This is a genomic window from Leifsonia sp. 10L418, from assembly GCF_056395445.1.
In genome coordinates this window covers 907,383-923,445 of the sequence record NZ_JBFTJN010000002.1, presented here as the reverse complement: position 1 = coordinate 923,445, position 16,063 = coordinate 907,383, and the positions used below count along the sequence as shown (strand labels likewise).

The window sequence follows — 16,063 nt, the reverse complement described above, 5'->3', positions numbered from 1 at the left end:
CGCTCGTCGAGTCCTGACAGAACGTCCACCCCACCGCCCAATAGGCTCTCCCCCTCTCGTGCCCACATGGTCAAGCCGACCAAGCGAAGCGAACAGCCTCCGCGATCTGGGCTGGGGATTTGTCTGCGTACTGCGTGGCTTCATGCCGACGCACGGCGACGACGCCCTCCACAATGTCCGGCCCCAGGATTCGTGCGGCGAGGGGCGAGTTCTCCAGCGCCGCAAGAACCGAGAACTGCTCGGCGTTGAGTGCGACGGCGCTCTCTGCGGAATTCGTCGCTAATTCAGTCGGCAGCGGCAGATTGTTGTCGATTCCGTTGACCGCGGAGCCCAGCAGGGCCGCGGCGGCCAAGTAGATGTTGGCACTGGGATCGACGATCTTCAGTTCCACATTTGCGCCATGCGGGTTGCCGGTCGTGGCCGCGAGGAAACGAACTGCGGCCTCTCGATTCTCCAGTCCCCAGCCGGCCGAGGCGCCCGACCAACTGCCGGGCTGAAGGCGTTGGGCCGAAATGACCGACCCCGCGTAGATACCCATCAGTTCATTCAGCCCGCCGATGATCCCGGCGATCGCCGAGCCGCCCTCGACGGTGAGTCCGTGCGGCCCATCTCCACCCCCGAACAGTGGCCTGTCCTGTCGCTTCAGCGACAGATGCAGATGCGCCCCATTGCCGGATCCACCCACCCAGGGCATCGGCGAGAAGGAGGCTGCCATGCCGTGGCGCTCCGCCACGCTCCCGATGAGGATGCGGGTCAACACACAGCCATCCGCCATGTCAACCGGCGCAGCCGGTGCCAAGGAGACCTCGAACTGGTCCTCGCCATGTTCGGCATGGATTTGTTCGGTGCCGACGCCTGCCCGTTCCAGTGTTTCCGTGAGGTCCACCAGGAAGGCACGATGAGTGACGAAAGCCTTGATGCCATAGGCGGTCCAGGATGCCTTGGGAAGCCGCTCCCCCGTCAATGTGGTGAGCACGAATTCGAGCTCGGTGCCCATCATCGGCACGAGCCCGCGCGCCGACGCGTGCTCGACCACGGCAGCGAGCCTGGCACGAGGGCACAACGCCGACGGGGAACCATCCTGGTTGTAGAAGTCGGCCGGTCCCCCTGCCACGCCGTCGTCGATCGGGCGCACCTTGTCCGGATCGATTCGGAATCGCAGGTCTCCGCTGACTCCGATCGATGAAGTGAATGCGACACCGTTGTCGACGCAGAACACAGGCCACGTCTGCGACGCCCCCATACCGGAGGCGACAAACGTCGATAATCGGCGGAGCGGGACGCCTTTCGCCCGAGTCACACCGGCGAAGTCGACCACTGTGCCCACGAGGAGAGAGGCCTGGACAGCCTCGCCTCCCGTCGTGACACTTTTCACTGAGCCGTTATTGCTCACAGCCGTTTCCCTTCATTGTTCTTCCACCACACGCACACCGCGCCGGCTACGACTGTCAACGGAGTGGGGCCGGTTCATGATCAAGCCCCACCCCGGGTTCATTCAGCCCGCTGCGACCATGTCGTCGACATACGCGAGGAGCGTGCGGACCATAATTCCGGTGCCCTGCTTATGCGTGTAGCCATAGGCGCTGCCGTTGTTGAAGGACGGGCCGGCAATGTCGATGTGGGCCCACGGTATCTGCTCACCCTCGGCGTTCTTGCCGACGAACTCGCGCAGAAAAACACCAGCGCTCATCATGCCGGCGTAGCGATCGCCGATGTTGGCGAGGTCGGCCACCGGCGAATCGATGGTGGCCCGCAGTTCCTCGGGAAGTGGCATCGGCCAGAGAAGCTCGCCCGCGCGGTCGGCTGCCGACTTGAGCGCACTTGTCACGCTGTCTGACCCCATGACCCCTCCGGTACGGAGGCCGAGAGCGATCAGCTGGGAGCCCGTCAGGGTGGCGACGTCGATGAGTACATCCGGCTGTTCGAGGCTGGCCGCTGCCAGGCCGTCTGCCATGACGATTCGTCCTTCGGCGTCAGTATTGAGCACTTCAACGGTCTTACCGCCGAACATCGTCAGAACATCCGACGGTCGCTGCGCGGCCCCTGAAGGCATGTTCTCGGCGATGCACAGCCAGGCCGTCACCGCAATCGGAAGGCCGAGTTCGGCAACAGCGAGCACCGTGGTGAGGATGACGGCGGCCCCCGCCATGTCACTTTTCATATCGCCCATGCCGGCCGCCGGTTTGATGGAGATTCCACCCGTGTCGAAAGTGATGCCTTTCCCGACCAGCGCGATCTTCTTGGATGCGTCGGCGGGCGCGTACACCACTTTGACCAGGCGTGGCGGGCGCGCCGAGCCCTGTCCGACGCCCAGGATTCCGCCGAAGCCATCGTCCGCGAGCCGCTTCTCGTCCCAGACCGTGACGGTGACCGGGTGCCCCTCGGCGAGTTCATTCGCCGCATCGGCGAACGACTCCGGGTAGAGCTGGCTGGGAGGCTGGTTGACCAAGGTGCGCGTGATGTTCACCGCGCGTGCAACGAGCAACGCCCGGTCGAGGACAGGTTGGATGTCGTCGTCGACGGCCGTGTAGATCAGAACCTTCTTGACCGGATCCTTGAGTCCGTCTGTGCTGGAGCGGTGCTCTGTATAGGAAAAAGCGCCCAGCGCTGCGCCTTCCGCGATGGCGGAGACGTCGCTCCGAGTCGCCGCCGGGAACGCCAAGGTAACCGAAGTCAGGCCGGCCAGCTGACGGATGGCTGACCCTGCGGCCCGACGCAGAGCCTCCTCAGCCAGGGGAGCGCCGTCCGCGACCTGGCCGACGCCCGCCAGGACGAGAACTTCTGCCCCGGTCCCGGGAATTGCCTGCAGACGGTGCACCTGGTCGGCTGCACCAGTGATTCCCAGGGACCCGAGGGAGGCTGCGATCGTTGCGGCATCCGTGGCGCTGAGCGGGTTCGCGAGCAACACCGGCCCATCCGCACCTTGGCCGATGCCGATCACGAGCGCGTCGCTGGGCGACGCATCCAGGATGTCGGCGATGACGCCAAGGCTGATTTCTGTAATCTTCACCATGGGACTCGTGCTCATTTCTCTTGCGTGACCGTCTCGGAGTGGATGGTGACTTCGCCCAGGACCTCGGGAAGTGGAGCTACGCCGAGTCCGGGACCGGTCGGGATGGCGATGCGGCCAGCATCGAGCACGAACGGTTCGGTGATGTCGACCCGGTAGAAGCGGTCGGACGCAGAGATATCGCCCGGAAGGGTGAAGCCCGGCATTCCGGCCAGAGCGGCGTTCGCGGCACGTCCCAGCCCGGTCTCGAGCATTCCCCCGCACCAGACCGCGACGCCGTTCGCCGAGGCGATGTCATGGATACGCCTGGCCTCGAGATACCCGCCGACGCGGCCGGGCTTGATGTTGATCACGGCGGCCGCGCCGAATGCGATCGCATCGGCCGCAGAGGCCGCGGAGACGATCGACTCATCGAGGCACATCGGCGTCGTCATCGCCTTGGCGAGCAACGCATGCTGCCGCAGGTCATCATCAGCGAGAGGCTGCTCGATCAGCAGGAGACCGAAGTCGTCCAGCTGCCGAAGCAACGGCGCATCCAGCAGCGTGTATGCGGCGTTTGCGTCGACCTGCAGGGGGATGTCGCCGAAACGCTCGCGCACCGCCCGCACCGGTTCGATGTCCCAGTCTGGTCGGATCTTGAGTTTGATGCGCACGTAGCCCTGATCGAGATAGTCGCCGACGGTCGCGAGCAGACTGTCGATGGAATCCGCGATGCCGACCGAGACGCCGGAAGGGACGGATGTCGTCGTGGCTCCGAAGTAGCTGGCGAATGACTTGCCGCTTGCCCGCAGCTGAGCGTCGAGCACGGCCATCTCCAGGGCTGCCTTCGCCATCCGGTGGCCCTTGATATGCCGAAGCGCGTGCCCGACGACCTCGGCCGTGAGGGCGTTGCCCGATTCCTGCCAGCGATACAGCATCGGGATCAGGTAGCGACGCAGCACCTCGCGGGCCCCGTCCACGTATTCCTCGGAATACACCGGGTCGCGAAGTGAAACGCACTCGCCCCACCCCACCACCTCTGAACCATCGACCTCGGCGGTGAGCTTCACCAGCATCGGGGTGCGCTCGGTCTGGGTCGAGAACGACGTCGTGAACGGAGCCACGAGCGGTAGCCGGATGGTGATCAACTCAACGTTGAGAATGCGCAATTTCAATTCCTTTCTATGCGGTAGAAACCGCTTCGGTCGAAGCCGACGATTTGCCAGCCGCCCGCAAGTAGCGGGATCAAAGTACCTCTGAGGGCGAGCCTCCAGCGCTCGGCGGCGGCCGGATCGGTGCGACGGAGTAATTCCACGTCGGACGGGATCTCGACTCGGCACGCACGTGCATGCTCAGCGAGGGCAAGATCGAGCACCGGTCCGCGCTCGCCGCGGCTCAGGACCGCCGGAGGCAGGGTTCCCTCGCTGTCGGATGGCGTGGAACTGGAGTTTCGAAGGTCCCAGTTGAGCAGGAGCCGGTCGCTCGCTTGGCCACGATTGAGTTCGTCGGTCATCTCGCCGTAGAAATTGGGCAAGTACTGCGCCGGGCGTGCCCCGAGCCTTTCCAAATTGAAGAAGGCGTTTCGGGCAACCAGCGGGTCGAAGGTCCAGGTCATGGTTTCGACGCCTCGAGCCAGGCACCAAGCGCGCTGGTGGTACTTGAGCGCCTTTCCGATTCCGCTCCCGGCGCGATCCTTGGCAACCCCGGTGATGTGAGAGTGGAGCGCCAAATCTTTGGGGGCGTAGAAGAAGGCTATGCACGCGGCCACCATTTCCTCGCCGTCGAACGCACCGACCACATAGTTTCGCGCGTGGGCCAGGGCGATCAGCATGTCGGGCTTTACTTGCATCCGCATCGGCTCCAACCCCCACACGTCCGCGAGGAGTTGGGCTGCGGTCTGCATGTCGGCAGAACCGTGCAGCTCCCTGATTTCGACGTTGCTTTCCTTCGCATAGACAGCGGCGAGCTCCACGGCATCCGCCTCGATCACGATCAAGCCGTTCACCGTGTGGACTCCTCTCTAGCGAAGAGCGGGACGCCGATCTGCGGCACCGCTCTGACCAACTCTTTGGTGTACGAATCCTGTGGCGCACCGATGACCTGGGCCGCTTGACCGCGTTCGACGATCTCGCCGTGGTTCATCACAGCGATCTCGTCACACACCCGGCTCACGACGGCAAGGTTGTGGCTGATGAACAGCACGGTCAGCGACAAGCGTCGCTGAAGATCGAGCAGTGAATTCAAGACCGTTCCCTGAACGGAGACATCGAGCGCCGAGGTGATCTCGTCCGCAAGCAGGACATCCGGTTCGGCGGCGAGCGCCCGAGCGAGGGCGACCCGCTGGCGCTGACCGCCCGAGAGGGTGCCCGGATAGGCATACGCAAGCGACGGCTCAAGTTCCACCATCGTCAGGAGCTCTCCGACGCGCGCAGCGCGGGCTGGCCGGCTCATCGCCCGGTATGTGCCCGACTCAAGGCGCTTCCGCCGCTCGGTTACATCGAGCGCCTCCCTGATCGAAACACCGATCGACATCCTCGGGTCGAGACAGGAATATGGGTCTTGGAAGACCATCTGGATGCGTTGCCGCACCCGGCCGGCACTTCCTTTCGCATGGGCGACGTCAACACCGTCAAGCAGGATGCTGCCATGGCGGGGTTCGCTCAAGCCGACAGCGGTTCTGGCGATGGTCGATTTTCCCGAACCCGACTCGCCGACGAGACCGACGATCTTCCCCGACGGGATGACCAGGTTGATACCGCGAACAGCGTCGAACGCGGTCCGACCAGTTCCGAACCGGACCCAGAGATCACGGAATTCAAGGGTGCTCATGCGACTTCCTCTGCAACCACTGTTGGAAAGACCGTTCCCTCAGGAATGGTGGCGAACGGCTCGCCCTTCTTCGTGCTCATGTTCGGCACGGCGTCGAGCAGTGCGCGGGTGTACGGGTGTTTGGCCCGGCCCGCCACGAGGTCTTCAACCGTGACGTCCTCGACGATCGACCCCCGGTACATGACCAATGCACGTGAACAAAGCCCGGTGACCACGGCGATGTCATGGCTGACGAGCAGGATCGCCGCGTTCTCCTCTGTGTTTACTGCTTTCAGGAGGCTGAGAACTCCGCGCTGCACCGTCACATCCAGGGCGGTCGTCGGCTCATCGGCGATGATCAAGGCGGGGCGGCCCATCAACCCCATTGCGATCATGGCCCGCTGACGCATTCCGCCTGAATACTCGAATGGATATTGCTTGGCTCGCCGTTCGGGGTCGGGGATCCGAACCTCGCGTAGGCGATCTATCGCCAGCGCGTTGGCTTCCTTGGCGCTCAACCCCTCGTGAAGGCGGCCGATCTCGGCGATCTGCGCGCCGACTTGCAAGGCGGGGTTGAGTGAGGTCGATGGGTCTTGGAAGACGAGCGCAAGTCGGGTGCCCAGGTGCCTCCGCAACGCGACAGAGCGGATGCGGCTGGGCACCTTTCCGTTTTTGGTGAGTTCCGCTCCATCGAAACGCACGCTCTGCGCGGAGACGTCGAGCGGTTCTTCCAAAAGCGCGGCAACGGCCAGGCAGGTCAATGATTTGCCCGACCCCGACTCACCCACGAGACCGACGATTTCGCCGCGTCGGATGTCGAAGCTCACGTTGTTCACGGGGTGCTTCCAATCAGATCCGACTGGGGCCGCAACGCGTAGGCCACGTACTCGAAGCACGGTGTCACCGTCTGTGTCATCGGCATCCGTGATCACGTCCGACGTACTGGGCTCAATTCGAGGCAGTGCCCGTGGCCTTTTGCCCAAGAGGGGTTCGATTCCGAATCCGCGTGAGAGGGTTTCCCCGAGCAGGGTGAAGACCACCCCGACGAAGATCACCGCCGCGGCCGGAGCGAGGGCCGTCGCGGGGTTGACATAAATCTTGCTGAGCCCCTCGTTGAGGAGTCGGCCCCAATCGAAGTCCGGAGCCTGTACGCCCAACCCCAGGAATGACAGACCCGCGAAAGCGACCAGTGCACTTCCGGCCGCGAGACTCGCGTTGACGATCAGTGGTTCTCGAACATTGGGGAGCACATGCCGCAGCAGGATCCGAGTCTTCGGGACACCGAGAACTCGAGCCGCCAGTACAAAGTCACGCCCAGCGATCGAGGAACTCATCGTCTGGGCCAAGCGGCCGAAAGCGGGCATCATGGCGAAGCCGATGGCCAGCACCGCGCCTTCCACCCCAGTACCCACGACGATGGAAAACAGCATGATGAGTAGAAGGGCGGGGAACGCGATGGCGAGACCGGTGGCGCTGACGACGAGTCTGGCCGCCCGGCGCGGCAGCACGATCGGCAAGAACCCGATCAGGACTCCGCCTGTCACACCAAGAATCGTCGCAACGAGCGCCATGCCGACCGACAGTCGAGCCGCCGTCAGCACGCGTGCCAGGACATCGCGCCCACCGGCATCGGTGCCGAAGAGGTGCTCTGCACTCGGCGGGGCCGAGAGCTGACTGTAGTCGGTCGCTGTCGCCTGCGCACCCCAGATTATTGGTCCGAAGACCATGCCGAATACGACGACGCCCACACCGAAAACCGCAGCGATGCCGAGTGGCGTACGAAGCACCGCGGCAAATCGGTGCGCCTGGCGCTGGCCCGACACCGGGGGTATGTCAACGGTAGCCATCAGTTCTCCTTCAATGCAGACCGCGGGTCAAGGAGAACCAGCACAACGTCAACGAGAAGCGTCACAAGTAAGACGAACAATCCGTAGACGATGATGATCCCCTGGGCCAGCGGGAAGTCCTTGTGCATGATCGAGGAAACAATCGTCATGCCCAGCCCTGGCCACGAGAAGATGGTCTCAACGAGCACCGTCCCCGCAATCAGCCCGCCCAGGACCAGCCCACCGATGGTGAGGGAAGAGGTCAGCAGATTGGGCAGAGCGTGTCGCATGTACAACCGCCAGCTCGACATTCTCTTGGCACGGGCGGTGCGAATGTAGTCCTGGTCGAGCACGAAGAGGGCTTCTGCCCGCACGATTCGAGAGATGCCGGCGATCCCGCCAAGGGCGAGCGCGAGCACAGGCAGAATGTACGAGTTCGGTCCGCTCCGCCCGGCCACGGGCAGTATTTGAAACTGCACCGCGAACACGTAGATGAGTCCGACTCCGATCAGGAACTCGGGAATGACGGCGACGAAGCCGCTGACGGTCGTGTAGCCGAGTTCCAATCCCCGCCGGCGGCCGCCGCGCGTCAACGCGGCGGCCGCCAGACCGATGGGAATGGCAAATGTCAGCATGACGATCAGTGCAAGGACAGCCAACTCGATCGTTGCCGGAAGTCGCTGGCCGATCACTTCGGTTACGGGTAGCTGCAGGCTGAACGAGTCACCCAGGTTTCCGGTCAGCAGTCCCTCCCAGAAGCGGATGTACTGCTCCCAGATCGGCAGATCCAGGCCCAGCGAGGCCCTTCGCGCGTCGACCACGGCCTGGGAGGCATGGATGCCCAGGGCCATTCGCACCGGATCGCCCGGAATTGCCCGGATGGCGAGGAATGCGACGGTGACGAGCACAGCGATCGAGGTGGCGAGCCGGGAGATCCGGCGGAGCAGAAACGTTCTCCACAGACCACCCGGCTTCACCTTCGTATCCGGTGCGTTGGCCGGGCTGAGCACCCCCTCGGACGGGAGTGTGTGTTGCGCAGTCATTCTGAGCTACCGAAGCACGCGGTAGGCCGAACCGGGAACAATCGCATTTCCGGTGGCGTAGATCGATGTGGCGCCGTTGAAGTAGACGTTGTCCGTCGCGACTGAAATCGGGATCAGGTCGGTCTGCGCGAACAACGCCTGCTCGGATTGTTTCCACAACTCACACGCGGCCGCACCAGTTTCTAGACTGGCTTTCCCGACCAGTTCCTCGTATTTGGCGTTCGTGACGGAGGCGAAGTTGGTTCCGTTGGGCGGCACCGGGCCGGTCAGGTAGGCCGGGAAGATGCTCGGGGTATCACTGTTGAGCGTGAGTGAAGTCACATCCCACTTGCTTGGATCCTCCGGAGCGAAATTGTTCGTGATGATGTAGTTCTGATCACCGCCGAGAAGCTTGACGTCGACTCCCAGTGATGTCCATTGCGTGGCCAGGTACTCGGCCGCAGCGTTGTCGAGGTCTGAGTCATTGATGTAGTAAAGCGAGAGCGTCAGCGGCTTACCGTTCTTCGCCAATTTGCCTGACGAGTCCTTGGTCCATCCGGCCGCGGCGAGTGTGGATTTCGCCTGTGAGACGTCGAATTCCGGCAGCGTGCCCTTGATGCTGTCGTACATGCATCGTTTGGGCTCTACGGCAATCAGCGATGTGGCCCGCGTGCCGTTTCCGGCAGTAATGATCTTCGTGTAGGTATCGAGATCGATGGCTTCCGTCAACGCCTTGCGAACCTCGGGGTCCGACGTTGGAAGCCCGTCGAAATGATTGAACGTGATCTGTCCCGCGAGTCGGGAGGTCGGCTTCGAAACAAGCCCGGCTGCTTTCACCCGCGGCTCATCGGGCCCGGAGATGTCTGCGATGTTGAGCCCTTTGGAGAGGAGCAGGTTGGCGGCAGTGCTCGAGTTCGTCACGATCTTGAGGACCACCGTCTCGGGCACACCCAGCGTTTCCGAGGTGGTAGCGCTGTCGGGGCCCCAGGTGTAGCCCGCGCGACGTTCCAAAGTGATGTGGTCGTTCGGAACCACTTCCTTGATGACGAAGAGTCCGGTTCCATCGCTAGCCGACGCGACGCTCTTGGGATCCGCCAACCCCGCCGAACAGAGAAGTGCCGTACTACCGATGTTCTGAAGCAGGAATGGAGACGCCTCGGGCGTCTCGACCGTGAGCACATCGCCCTCGGCGGTCGCCTTCGCGTCACCAGGAATGACCGAGTCCTTCAAGGGCGAACCGTTGGCCGGGTCCACAATCCAGTTGAAGTTGTCGGCGGCAGTCTGAGCGGTGAATGGGGTGCCGTCGGAGCACGTCACCCCTTGCTTCAGGGTGAAATCGACCTTTGACGGCGATTCCGTCCATTTCGTGGCCAGATAGGACTTGAGATCCCCCGTGGAAGGATCGGCGAAGAGGAGCGTGTCATACGTGTAGGAAGCCACGATCTGCGCGGCTACCAAGTCGGAAACAGCCGGGTTGAGATCGCCCGGGTCTTGACTCAAAGCAACGGTCAGCGTGCCGTCTTTGGCATAGTCTGCTTCCGAGTTTCCTGATGATGTGGGTCCGCTGCACGCGGCAAGGACGAACGTACTTCCTGCGGCGAGCGCTATCGCGGAGATCAAACGAACTTTCATGGCTGTCCACCTTGGGGTGTCGAGAATTGCAAGCCAGCTATCCCGCATCATTGCGGGTGCTCCGGTTAACAATTGCCCATGCGTCCACAGCAATCATCGTTCAAAAGACCAAGCTTGAGCCTCCAAGTTGAACTGTTGACCCAACGATCTAATGGAACAGTCGTAACTCCAACATGAGGCCGAACCGCACCTCGTGATCCTGCAGATCGATCCCGCCGATTTCTGCCAACCGGCCAAGCCGGTAGCGGAATGTGTTCTTGTGAACCTGGATTGCGTCTGCGGCAGCACGAACGTCACCGAAATTCTCCAGCCAGCTGCGGAGAGTCGCGACCAATTCGGTATTGTGCTCGACGTCGTAGCTGCCGAGCGCTTCCAACGGACCGCTGATCGAGACCTTGTCTGCCGCGACAAGATCCGAAAGCCGCAAGATCAGCGCTGACGCATAGACATCTGCGATCGTCGCGACGCGCAACTCCGCCCCCTCTCGGCCCCGCAGCACACGGAGCGCGGAATCCGCCTCAGTGCGCGAGCGATTCAGATCGGAGACATCCGATACCACCGAACCGATGCCGGCGAACAGAGTGCTCGGTGACTCGACTCGGGCGATGAACGTTCGGGCGATCTGCACCGCCTCGTCCTGCGCATTTTGGTTCGTCGCGCGCAACGGCACGACGGCATAGATGGTGCGTCCCAACAAAGACGCAACGGCCCTCGGATAGATGGGCTGGAGATATACGTTCAGGGCGCTGGCGACGCGAAGCGCCTCCGACTCCGACCGGGCGGCGTCTTCCTGCTCACTCCGCCCACCGATCGCGATCACACACGCCGCTGATTTGGAGAAATTGAGCTGATTCGCGCCCTCCCGCGCCCGGGTTCCCCCTTCGAGCAACATGCTGACGAGGCCCAGCCGAAGTCGTGCCGAGGAGTCCGCGCTGACGCGTGCTCTGAGCATCGTCAGAGCGACAACGCGTGCAGCTTCGACCATTCCTTGCTCACGCTGCTCGGTGAGCGGCTCGCGAACCACGGCCCAGATCGAGCCGAGCAATTCCGCTCCCGCCTTCACGCGCATCGCAACGCGTGGCAGCGCCGATGGTTCCGGTTTCTCCACGAACACGGGACGCTCTGAGTTGTAGATGCGCCGGAACGAGCCATTCTTGCGGTGCGCGTCGTGGAGCACCTCCGGAACCTGAAGTCCCAGGATTGTGCGCCGGCGCGGCTCGTCCGTTCCCGCCTGATCGGCCGAGAAGGCGATGACACGCGAGGAGAGATCTTCGATCGTCACGGGCGCCTGTAACAGCGCAGCCAGTGCGTTGGCGAGCTCAAAGAGGTTTGCTCCGATATCCGCTTCGGCCCCGGGGCCTGCATCGTCAGACGGGTCGATGCTCAACGCGGAAGTCAACATCGTGGCGACCTGAATCCAGGATGCTCCCCGCACCAGACCGAAGAGCACCAACCCGGTCTCCTCCACCGCTCTCGTCACTTCGTCACTCGTCGGAACGGGCTCCCGCAGCACCAGAGCGACTGCCCCTTCCGCCGCGAGCATGCGGATCTGCTCGGCGGAGTTGTCAGAACCCGAAATTCCCACGCCCAGCACTAGTGCGTCCGTTGTCACTGCTGAATGGTCAAGCGGATCGTAGAGCACCACGGATCGCACGAGCCGACTTGCCTCAAAGGTGCCGGCCTCTAGCGAGAGAAGCGTTGACCCGAGCCGTTCGACGATGCGACCCAGTGTCGGCTCTGGCGCACGGTTTGAAGATTCCCTAGACATCGACTGCTCTCCCTTTTGCCCAAATGTACAGCCTGACCGCCATGAGATTGGTCGTCCGAACGAACAATTCGCGTTCTCGGAAAGTGATACTGGACACGTGCCAACAGCCACGTAGAGAGGTCTGACAACAAATGAAGGTCTACATTTCCGTCGACATGGAGGGCATCGCCGGGATCGCGACGCTGGATCAGATTGTGCGTGGCGGTTACGGCTATCCACGCGCCCAGGAGCTCATGACGGCAGAGACCAACGCTGCCATCGCGGGCGCGTTCGACGGCGGTGCCACCGCCGTTGTCGTCAATGACTCCCACGGCACCATGGACAACTTGATCCATGAGCAGCTCGACCCTCGCGCTCGCCTCGTCTTCGGGTCGCCCAAGGCCCAGTGCATGGCCGAGGGACTCACTGCGGATTGCGACGTTGCCCTTTTTGTGGGCTACCACGCACCTGCGGGGTCCCCCGGACTGCTGGCTCACACATTTTCGAGCCATTTCACGGAGGTCCGTCTCGACGGACGCCCCGTCTCAGAAGCCGAAGTCAATGCGCTGTATGCCGCCTCCCTGGGTGTACCGGTGGGACTCGTCACCGGGGATGACGTTATCTGCGCACTCGCGCATGCCGTCATCCCCGGCGTCAGGACTGTCGAAGTCAAGGTCGCCCACGGCTGGTCCGCCACTGATTCGCTCTCGCCGAGCGCCGCACGGGAACTTGTCCGTGCCGCCGCAGCCGAAACCGTCCGCACCGCAGCGTCGCTGCCCCGCCCCGAACATCCCACCGAACTCGTGCTCGAGATCGACATGCCGACCCCCCTGGCCGCCGAGTTGGCCCTCGGGGTGCCCGGAGTCGAGCGCACCGGCGATCGAACAATTCGGCGCCGTGCTCACGACGTGTCAGAGGTACTCGGACTGATCAGTGTCAATTACGAACTCGCCGCCAGTGCGATGCGCAACAAGATGGCGATCATCAACCGGCGGTAGCCCCCCCCCGACCAACCGTTCCACATCGATCGAGGAGATCAATCACAATGACTGACTACATTTCAACCCAGCACCGGGCACCTGCCACGACCCCGCTCCTGAGCATTCTGAGTCTCGTCTCCGGAGTGCTCGGATTTCTGACTGGATTCGTCCCGGTGCTCGGACTCGCCTTCTCCGTTGTCGGGCTTGTGCTGAGTATCAAGGGACGCGCGAAGGAGCCACAGGGAAACGTTCTGGCCATCATCGGCATGACCCTGGCCGTCATCGGCCTCATCGCCGGCACGATCGTTCTACTCGTGACGATTCTCGCGATCGCCAATGGCGCCAAGTTGACGTCGCCGTAGAGGTGGGCCATTCCACCGCCCCGTGACCAACAACACCGCGACGTAAGGACTCCCGTGAAACGCTCAGATGAAGTCAACCTGGACAGCGATTATTGGCAGCAACGTCTGGACACCCTGATTGCCACGTATCAGGTGCCAGGCGCCGTTTTCGGAATCCTCCGCACTGGCGCCGACTCCGCAGGGGCGGGCGACGAGGAGCGCTGCATTGTGGCCGCCGGTCAAACCAACATCCGCACCGGCCACAGAGTGACCCCCGACACCTTGTTTCAACTCGGTTCGATCACCAAGACCTGGACCACGACCCTGGTCATGCAGTTGGTGTCTGAGGGGGTCTTGGACCTGGACGCCCCGATCCGGGATGTGCTGCCGGACTTCACACTCGCCGACGAATCCGCCGCTGCCACCATCACGATGCGGCACCTCCTCACGCACTCCAGCGGCATCGACGGCGATCTCTTCACGGACACCGGCCGCGGCGACGACTGCGTGGAAAAGTACGTGGCGACCCTGCCCGCGGCCGAGCAGATCTTCAGCCCGGGACTGACCTGGTCCTATTGCAACACCGGGTTCGTGATTGCAGGACGCGTCGTCGAAGTGCTACGAGGGATGACGTGGGACGCGGCCCTGGCAGCGCACATTCTGGCGCGCTTGGAGCTCACGGCAACGACCACCTTGCCAGAACAGACGGCGCTTCACAGTTTCGCCGTGGGACATGTGGGGGTGGGAGCGGCATGCGATGTCACCGACGTATTCCTTTTTCCGCGCAGTGTCGGGCCCGCCGGGTTGATCACAGCCTCCACGGGCGACACCCTCACCTACGCTCGCTCGTTCCTCCCCGGAGGGACAGCGTTGATGCCTGCCGAGCAGTTGTCGGAGATGCTCCGCAGTCAAGTCGGCGTCTCACATGCCACCACGTTGGCCGACGAATGGGCCCTGGGCTGGTGTCTGCAGGATTGGGGCGGAGTACCGACCATCAACCACGATGGCGCAACGCTGGGTCAGAACTCCTACCTTCGATTGTTTCCTGAGCAAGGGATCGTCTTGGCTCTGTCCACCAATGGTGGTCATGCAGACAGCCTCCATCGTGAACTGTTCACCGCGGCGGCACACCTGTTCGCGGGGGCGACAATGCCTCCGATCTTTGCCCCGGAAGCGGGCGCTGCGACGGACGTCGCAGCGGTTGCCGGAGATGGTCTCAGGGATTTCGCCGGAGCCTATGAGGCAGCCGGCCTGAGAATCGTGATCGAGCCTCGACCGGACGGCGCAGTTGGCGAGTATCAAACATGCGCTTTCGACACCAGCGAACCCGAGGCGATGAGCGCGGAGCTGACAGTCGTGAGCGCCGGAAGGTACTTCGGGGCGCTCCGCCCGGACAGCCCCGATTGGATTCGGATCAGCTTCGAGTCCACCGCAGAAAGACAACTGATGCACTTCGGTCTGAGAGCGTACCCGCAGGTCACCGAACAACGACAGGGTGCGGCGGAGTGAGCACGATTGACGAGCATCCCGCTTCTTTGCTGGCACTGTGCACTGAACGATTGCCGCTGATGCTCGCAGACCTGGAGCGCCTGGTGAACTGCGAGTCGCCCTCGCACGACTTCCAGGCCGTCGCAACGAGTGCGAATGTGATCGCTGACCTCGTTGAAGAACGCCTGGGCCGGCGGCCTGAATCGGTCGAAATCGGCGGATGTCAACACCTGCGTCTCAGATTCGGAACGCCTCGAGTAATCGTCCTCACGCACCACGACACGGTGTGGCCACGCGGCACACTCGCCGATATCCCCTTCTCCAATGTGGACGGCCTCATCAGGGGCCCCGGTTGTTTTGACATGAAACTCGGACTCGTCCAGGCGATCCACTCACTCGCGGTTGTGCTCGAACGCGGAGGAAGCCAGGCGCTGGACGGCGTGAATCTTCTGGTCACCGGCGACGAAGAAACGGGGTCTGCCACCTCCCGCGCCCTGATCGAGTCCGAAGCCCACGGGTGCGCAGGGGCCCTCGTGCTTGAGGCAGCCGGCGACGGTGGGGCACTGAAGATTGAGCGCAAAGGCGTTTCCAGCTATCGAGTCGCAGTTCAGGGTCGGGCGGCGCACGCTGGCCTCGAGCCGGAAAAGGGGGTGAACTCCAGCATCGAACTGGCCCACCAGATCCTGGCAATCGAAACTCTCGCCGACGCTGCCAGAGGAACCACCGTTACACCCACCACCCTAAGGGCCGGAACGACCCGGAACACTGTGCCGGCGGAGGCGACAATCGACGTCGATGTCCGGGTGCGCACACACGTCGAACAGAAACGTGTCGACGCCGCCATGCGTTCCCTCGTGCCCAAGAACCCGGCCGCGAATCTCTCCGTCAGTGGTGGGATGAACCGGCCCCCCATGGAGCGAGCGAGCGCAGTAGGCCTCTTCGATCGGGCGGAACGGATAGCGATGCGGGAGGGGCTCGGCAATCTCACCGCCGTCGCCGTCGGCGGGGCTTCAGACGGCAACTTCACTGCGGGAATCGGCGTTCCTACACTTGACGGCCTTGGTGCTGTCGGCGGTGGCGCACATGCCCGCAGCGAACACGCTCTCGCGGAGATGGTCCCACCGAGGACGGCCCTTGTAGCCGCCCTCATCGAGGAATTGTGTGGATCCCCGCTGGCTCGACAGGAACGATTATTCGAGCTGATTCCCGCGGAATGAACGGATGCCGATG

General features: G+C 63.1%; 13 protein-coding genes. 4 read left to right on the top strand and 9 right to left on the bottom strand.

Annotated features, from left to right (window positions below):
* Window positions 1–70: 70 nt before the first annotated feature.
* The 9 genes from AC1DCF_RS07690 to AC1DCF_RS07650 all read right to left on the bottom strand — a co-directional run bounded on the left by AC1DCF_RS07690 (window position 71) and on the right by AC1DCF_RS07650 (window position 12,045).
* Window positions 71–1,243: a type I glutamate--ammonia ligase gene (locus tag AC1DCF_RS07690; protein WP_477210558.1), complete on the bottom strand. Its 1,173-nt coding sequence runs from the start codon at window positions 1,241–1,243 to the stop codon at window positions 71–73.
* 252 nt (window positions 1,244–1,495) lie between these two features.
* Complete coding sequence (locus AC1DCF_RS07685; RefSeq protein WP_477210495.1) at window positions 1,496–3,013, bottom strand: leucyl aminopeptidase; 1,518 nt, start codon at window positions 3,011–3,013, stop codon at window positions 1,496–1,498.
* 11 nt (window positions 3,014–3,024) lie between these two features.
* Entirely contained in the window at window positions 3,025–4,158 is a 1,134-nt protein-coding gene (gene menC, locus AC1DCF_RS07680) for an o-succinylbenzoate synthase (RefSeq protein WP_441792118.1), read from the bottom strand.
* Window positions 4,159–4,160: 2 nt separating this feature from the next.
* A complete protein-coding gene (locus AC1DCF_RS07675; protein ID WP_477210494.1) occupies window positions 4,161–4,994 on the bottom strand; it encodes a hypothetical protein in 834 nt (277 codons plus the stop codon).
* A complete protein-coding gene (locus AC1DCF_RS07670; protein ID WP_477210493.1) occupies window positions 4,991–5,818 on the bottom strand; it encodes an ABC transporter ATP-binding protein in 828 nt (275 codons plus the stop codon). The genes AC1DCF_RS07675 and AC1DCF_RS07670 overlap by 4 nt, the downstream gene beginning before the upstream one ends.
* On the bottom strand, window positions 5,815–7,644 hold the full coding sequence (locus tag AC1DCF_RS07665; RefSeq protein ID WP_477210492.1) for a dipeptide/oligopeptide/nickel ABC transporter permease/ATP-binding protein: 1,830 nt from the start codon (window positions 7,642–7,644) through the stop codon (window positions 5,815–5,817). The genes AC1DCF_RS07670 and AC1DCF_RS07665 overlap by 4 nt, the downstream gene beginning before the upstream one ends.
* Window positions 7,644–8,666, bottom strand: coding sequence for an ABC transporter permease (locus AC1DCF_RS07660; protein WP_477210491.1), 1,023 nt, complete (start codon window positions 8,664–8,666; stop codon window positions 7,644–7,646). Before AC1DCF_RS07660 ends, AC1DCF_RS07665 begins: the two co-directional genes overlap by 1 nt.
* A gap of 6 nt (window positions 8,667–8,672) precedes the next feature.
* On the bottom strand, window positions 8,673–10,370 hold the full coding sequence (locus AC1DCF_RS07655) for an ABC transporter substrate-binding protein (RefSeq protein WP_477210490.1): 1,698 nt from the start codon (window positions 10,368–10,370) through the stop codon (window positions 8,673–8,675).
* A gap of 55 nt (window positions 10,371–10,425) precedes the next feature.
* On the bottom strand, window positions 10,426–12,045 hold the full coding sequence (locus AC1DCF_RS07650) for a PucR family transcriptional regulator (RefSeq protein WP_477210489.1): 1,620 nt from the start codon (window positions 12,043–12,045) through the stop codon (window positions 10,426–10,428).
* Between the two features lie 131 nt (window positions 12,046–12,176).
* Between AC1DCF_RS07650 and AC1DCF_RS07645 the strand changes: the two genes are divergently transcribed.
* Genes AC1DCF_RS07645 through AC1DCF_RS07630 form a run of 4 tightly spaced genes read left to right on the top strand, consistent with a single transcriptional unit; the run spans window position 12,177 to window position 16,050 of the window.
* Window positions 12,177–13,022, top strand: a complete 846-nt coding sequence (locus AC1DCF_RS07645; RefSeq protein ID WP_477210488.1) for a M55 family metallopeptidase — start codon at window positions 12,177–12,179, stop codon at window positions 13,020–13,022.
* Window positions 13,023–13,069: 47 nt separating this feature from the next.
* Window positions 13,070–13,366, top strand: coding sequence for a hypothetical protein (locus tag AC1DCF_RS07640; protein WP_441792111.1), 297 nt, complete (start codon window positions 13,070–13,072; stop codon window positions 13,364–13,366).
* 54 nt (window positions 13,367–13,420) lie between these two features.
* Complete coding sequence (locus AC1DCF_RS07635; RefSeq protein WP_477210487.1) at window positions 13,421–14,854, top strand: serine hydrolase domain-containing protein; 1,434 nt, start codon at window positions 13,421–13,423, stop codon at window positions 14,852–14,854.
* Window positions 14,851–16,050, top strand: coding sequence for a M20 family metallopeptidase (locus AC1DCF_RS07630; protein ID WP_477210486.1), 1,200 nt, complete (start codon window positions 14,851–14,853; stop codon window positions 16,048–16,050). Before AC1DCF_RS07635 ends, AC1DCF_RS07630 begins: the two co-directional genes overlap by 4 nt.
* Window positions 16,051–16,063: the final 13 nt, after the last annotated feature.

What these genes read in the sequence shown, in the direction of transcription:
- AC1DCF_RS07660 (WP_477210491.1), bottom strand. Translation starts at nt 8,666, where the DNA reads ATGACTGCGCAACACACACTCCCGTCCGAGGGGGTGCTCAGCCCGGCC.
- AC1DCF_RS07690 (WP_477210558.1), bottom strand. Translation starts at nt 1,243, where the DNA reads ATGGGGGCGTCGCAGACGTGGCCTGTGTTCTGCGTCGACAACGGTGTC.
- AC1DCF_RS07670 (WP_477210493.1), bottom strand. Translation starts at nt 5,818, where the DNA reads ATGAGCACCCTTGAATTCCGTGATCTCTGGGTCCGGTTCGGAACTGGT.
- AC1DCF_RS07685 (WP_477210495.1), bottom strand. Translation starts at nt 3,013, where the DNA reads ATGGTGAAGATTACAGAAATCAGCCTTGGCGTCATCGCCGACATCCTG.
- AC1DCF_RS07665 (WP_477210492.1), bottom strand. Translation starts at nt 7,644, where the DNA reads ATGGCTACCGTTGACATACCCCCGGTGTCGGGCCAGCGCCAGGCGCAC.
- AC1DCF_RS07640 (WP_441792111.1), top strand. Translation starts at nt 13,070, where the DNA reads ATGACTGACTACATTTCAACCCAGCACCGGGCACCTGCCACGACCCCG.
- AC1DCF_RS07650 (WP_477210489.1), bottom strand. Translation starts at nt 12,045, where the DNA reads ATGTCTAGGGAATCTTCAAACCGTGCGCCAGAGCCGACACTGGGTCGC.
- AC1DCF_RS07645 (WP_477210488.1), top strand. Translation starts at nt 12,177, where the DNA reads ATGAAGGTCTACATTTCCGTCGACATGGAGGGCATCGCCGGGATCGCG.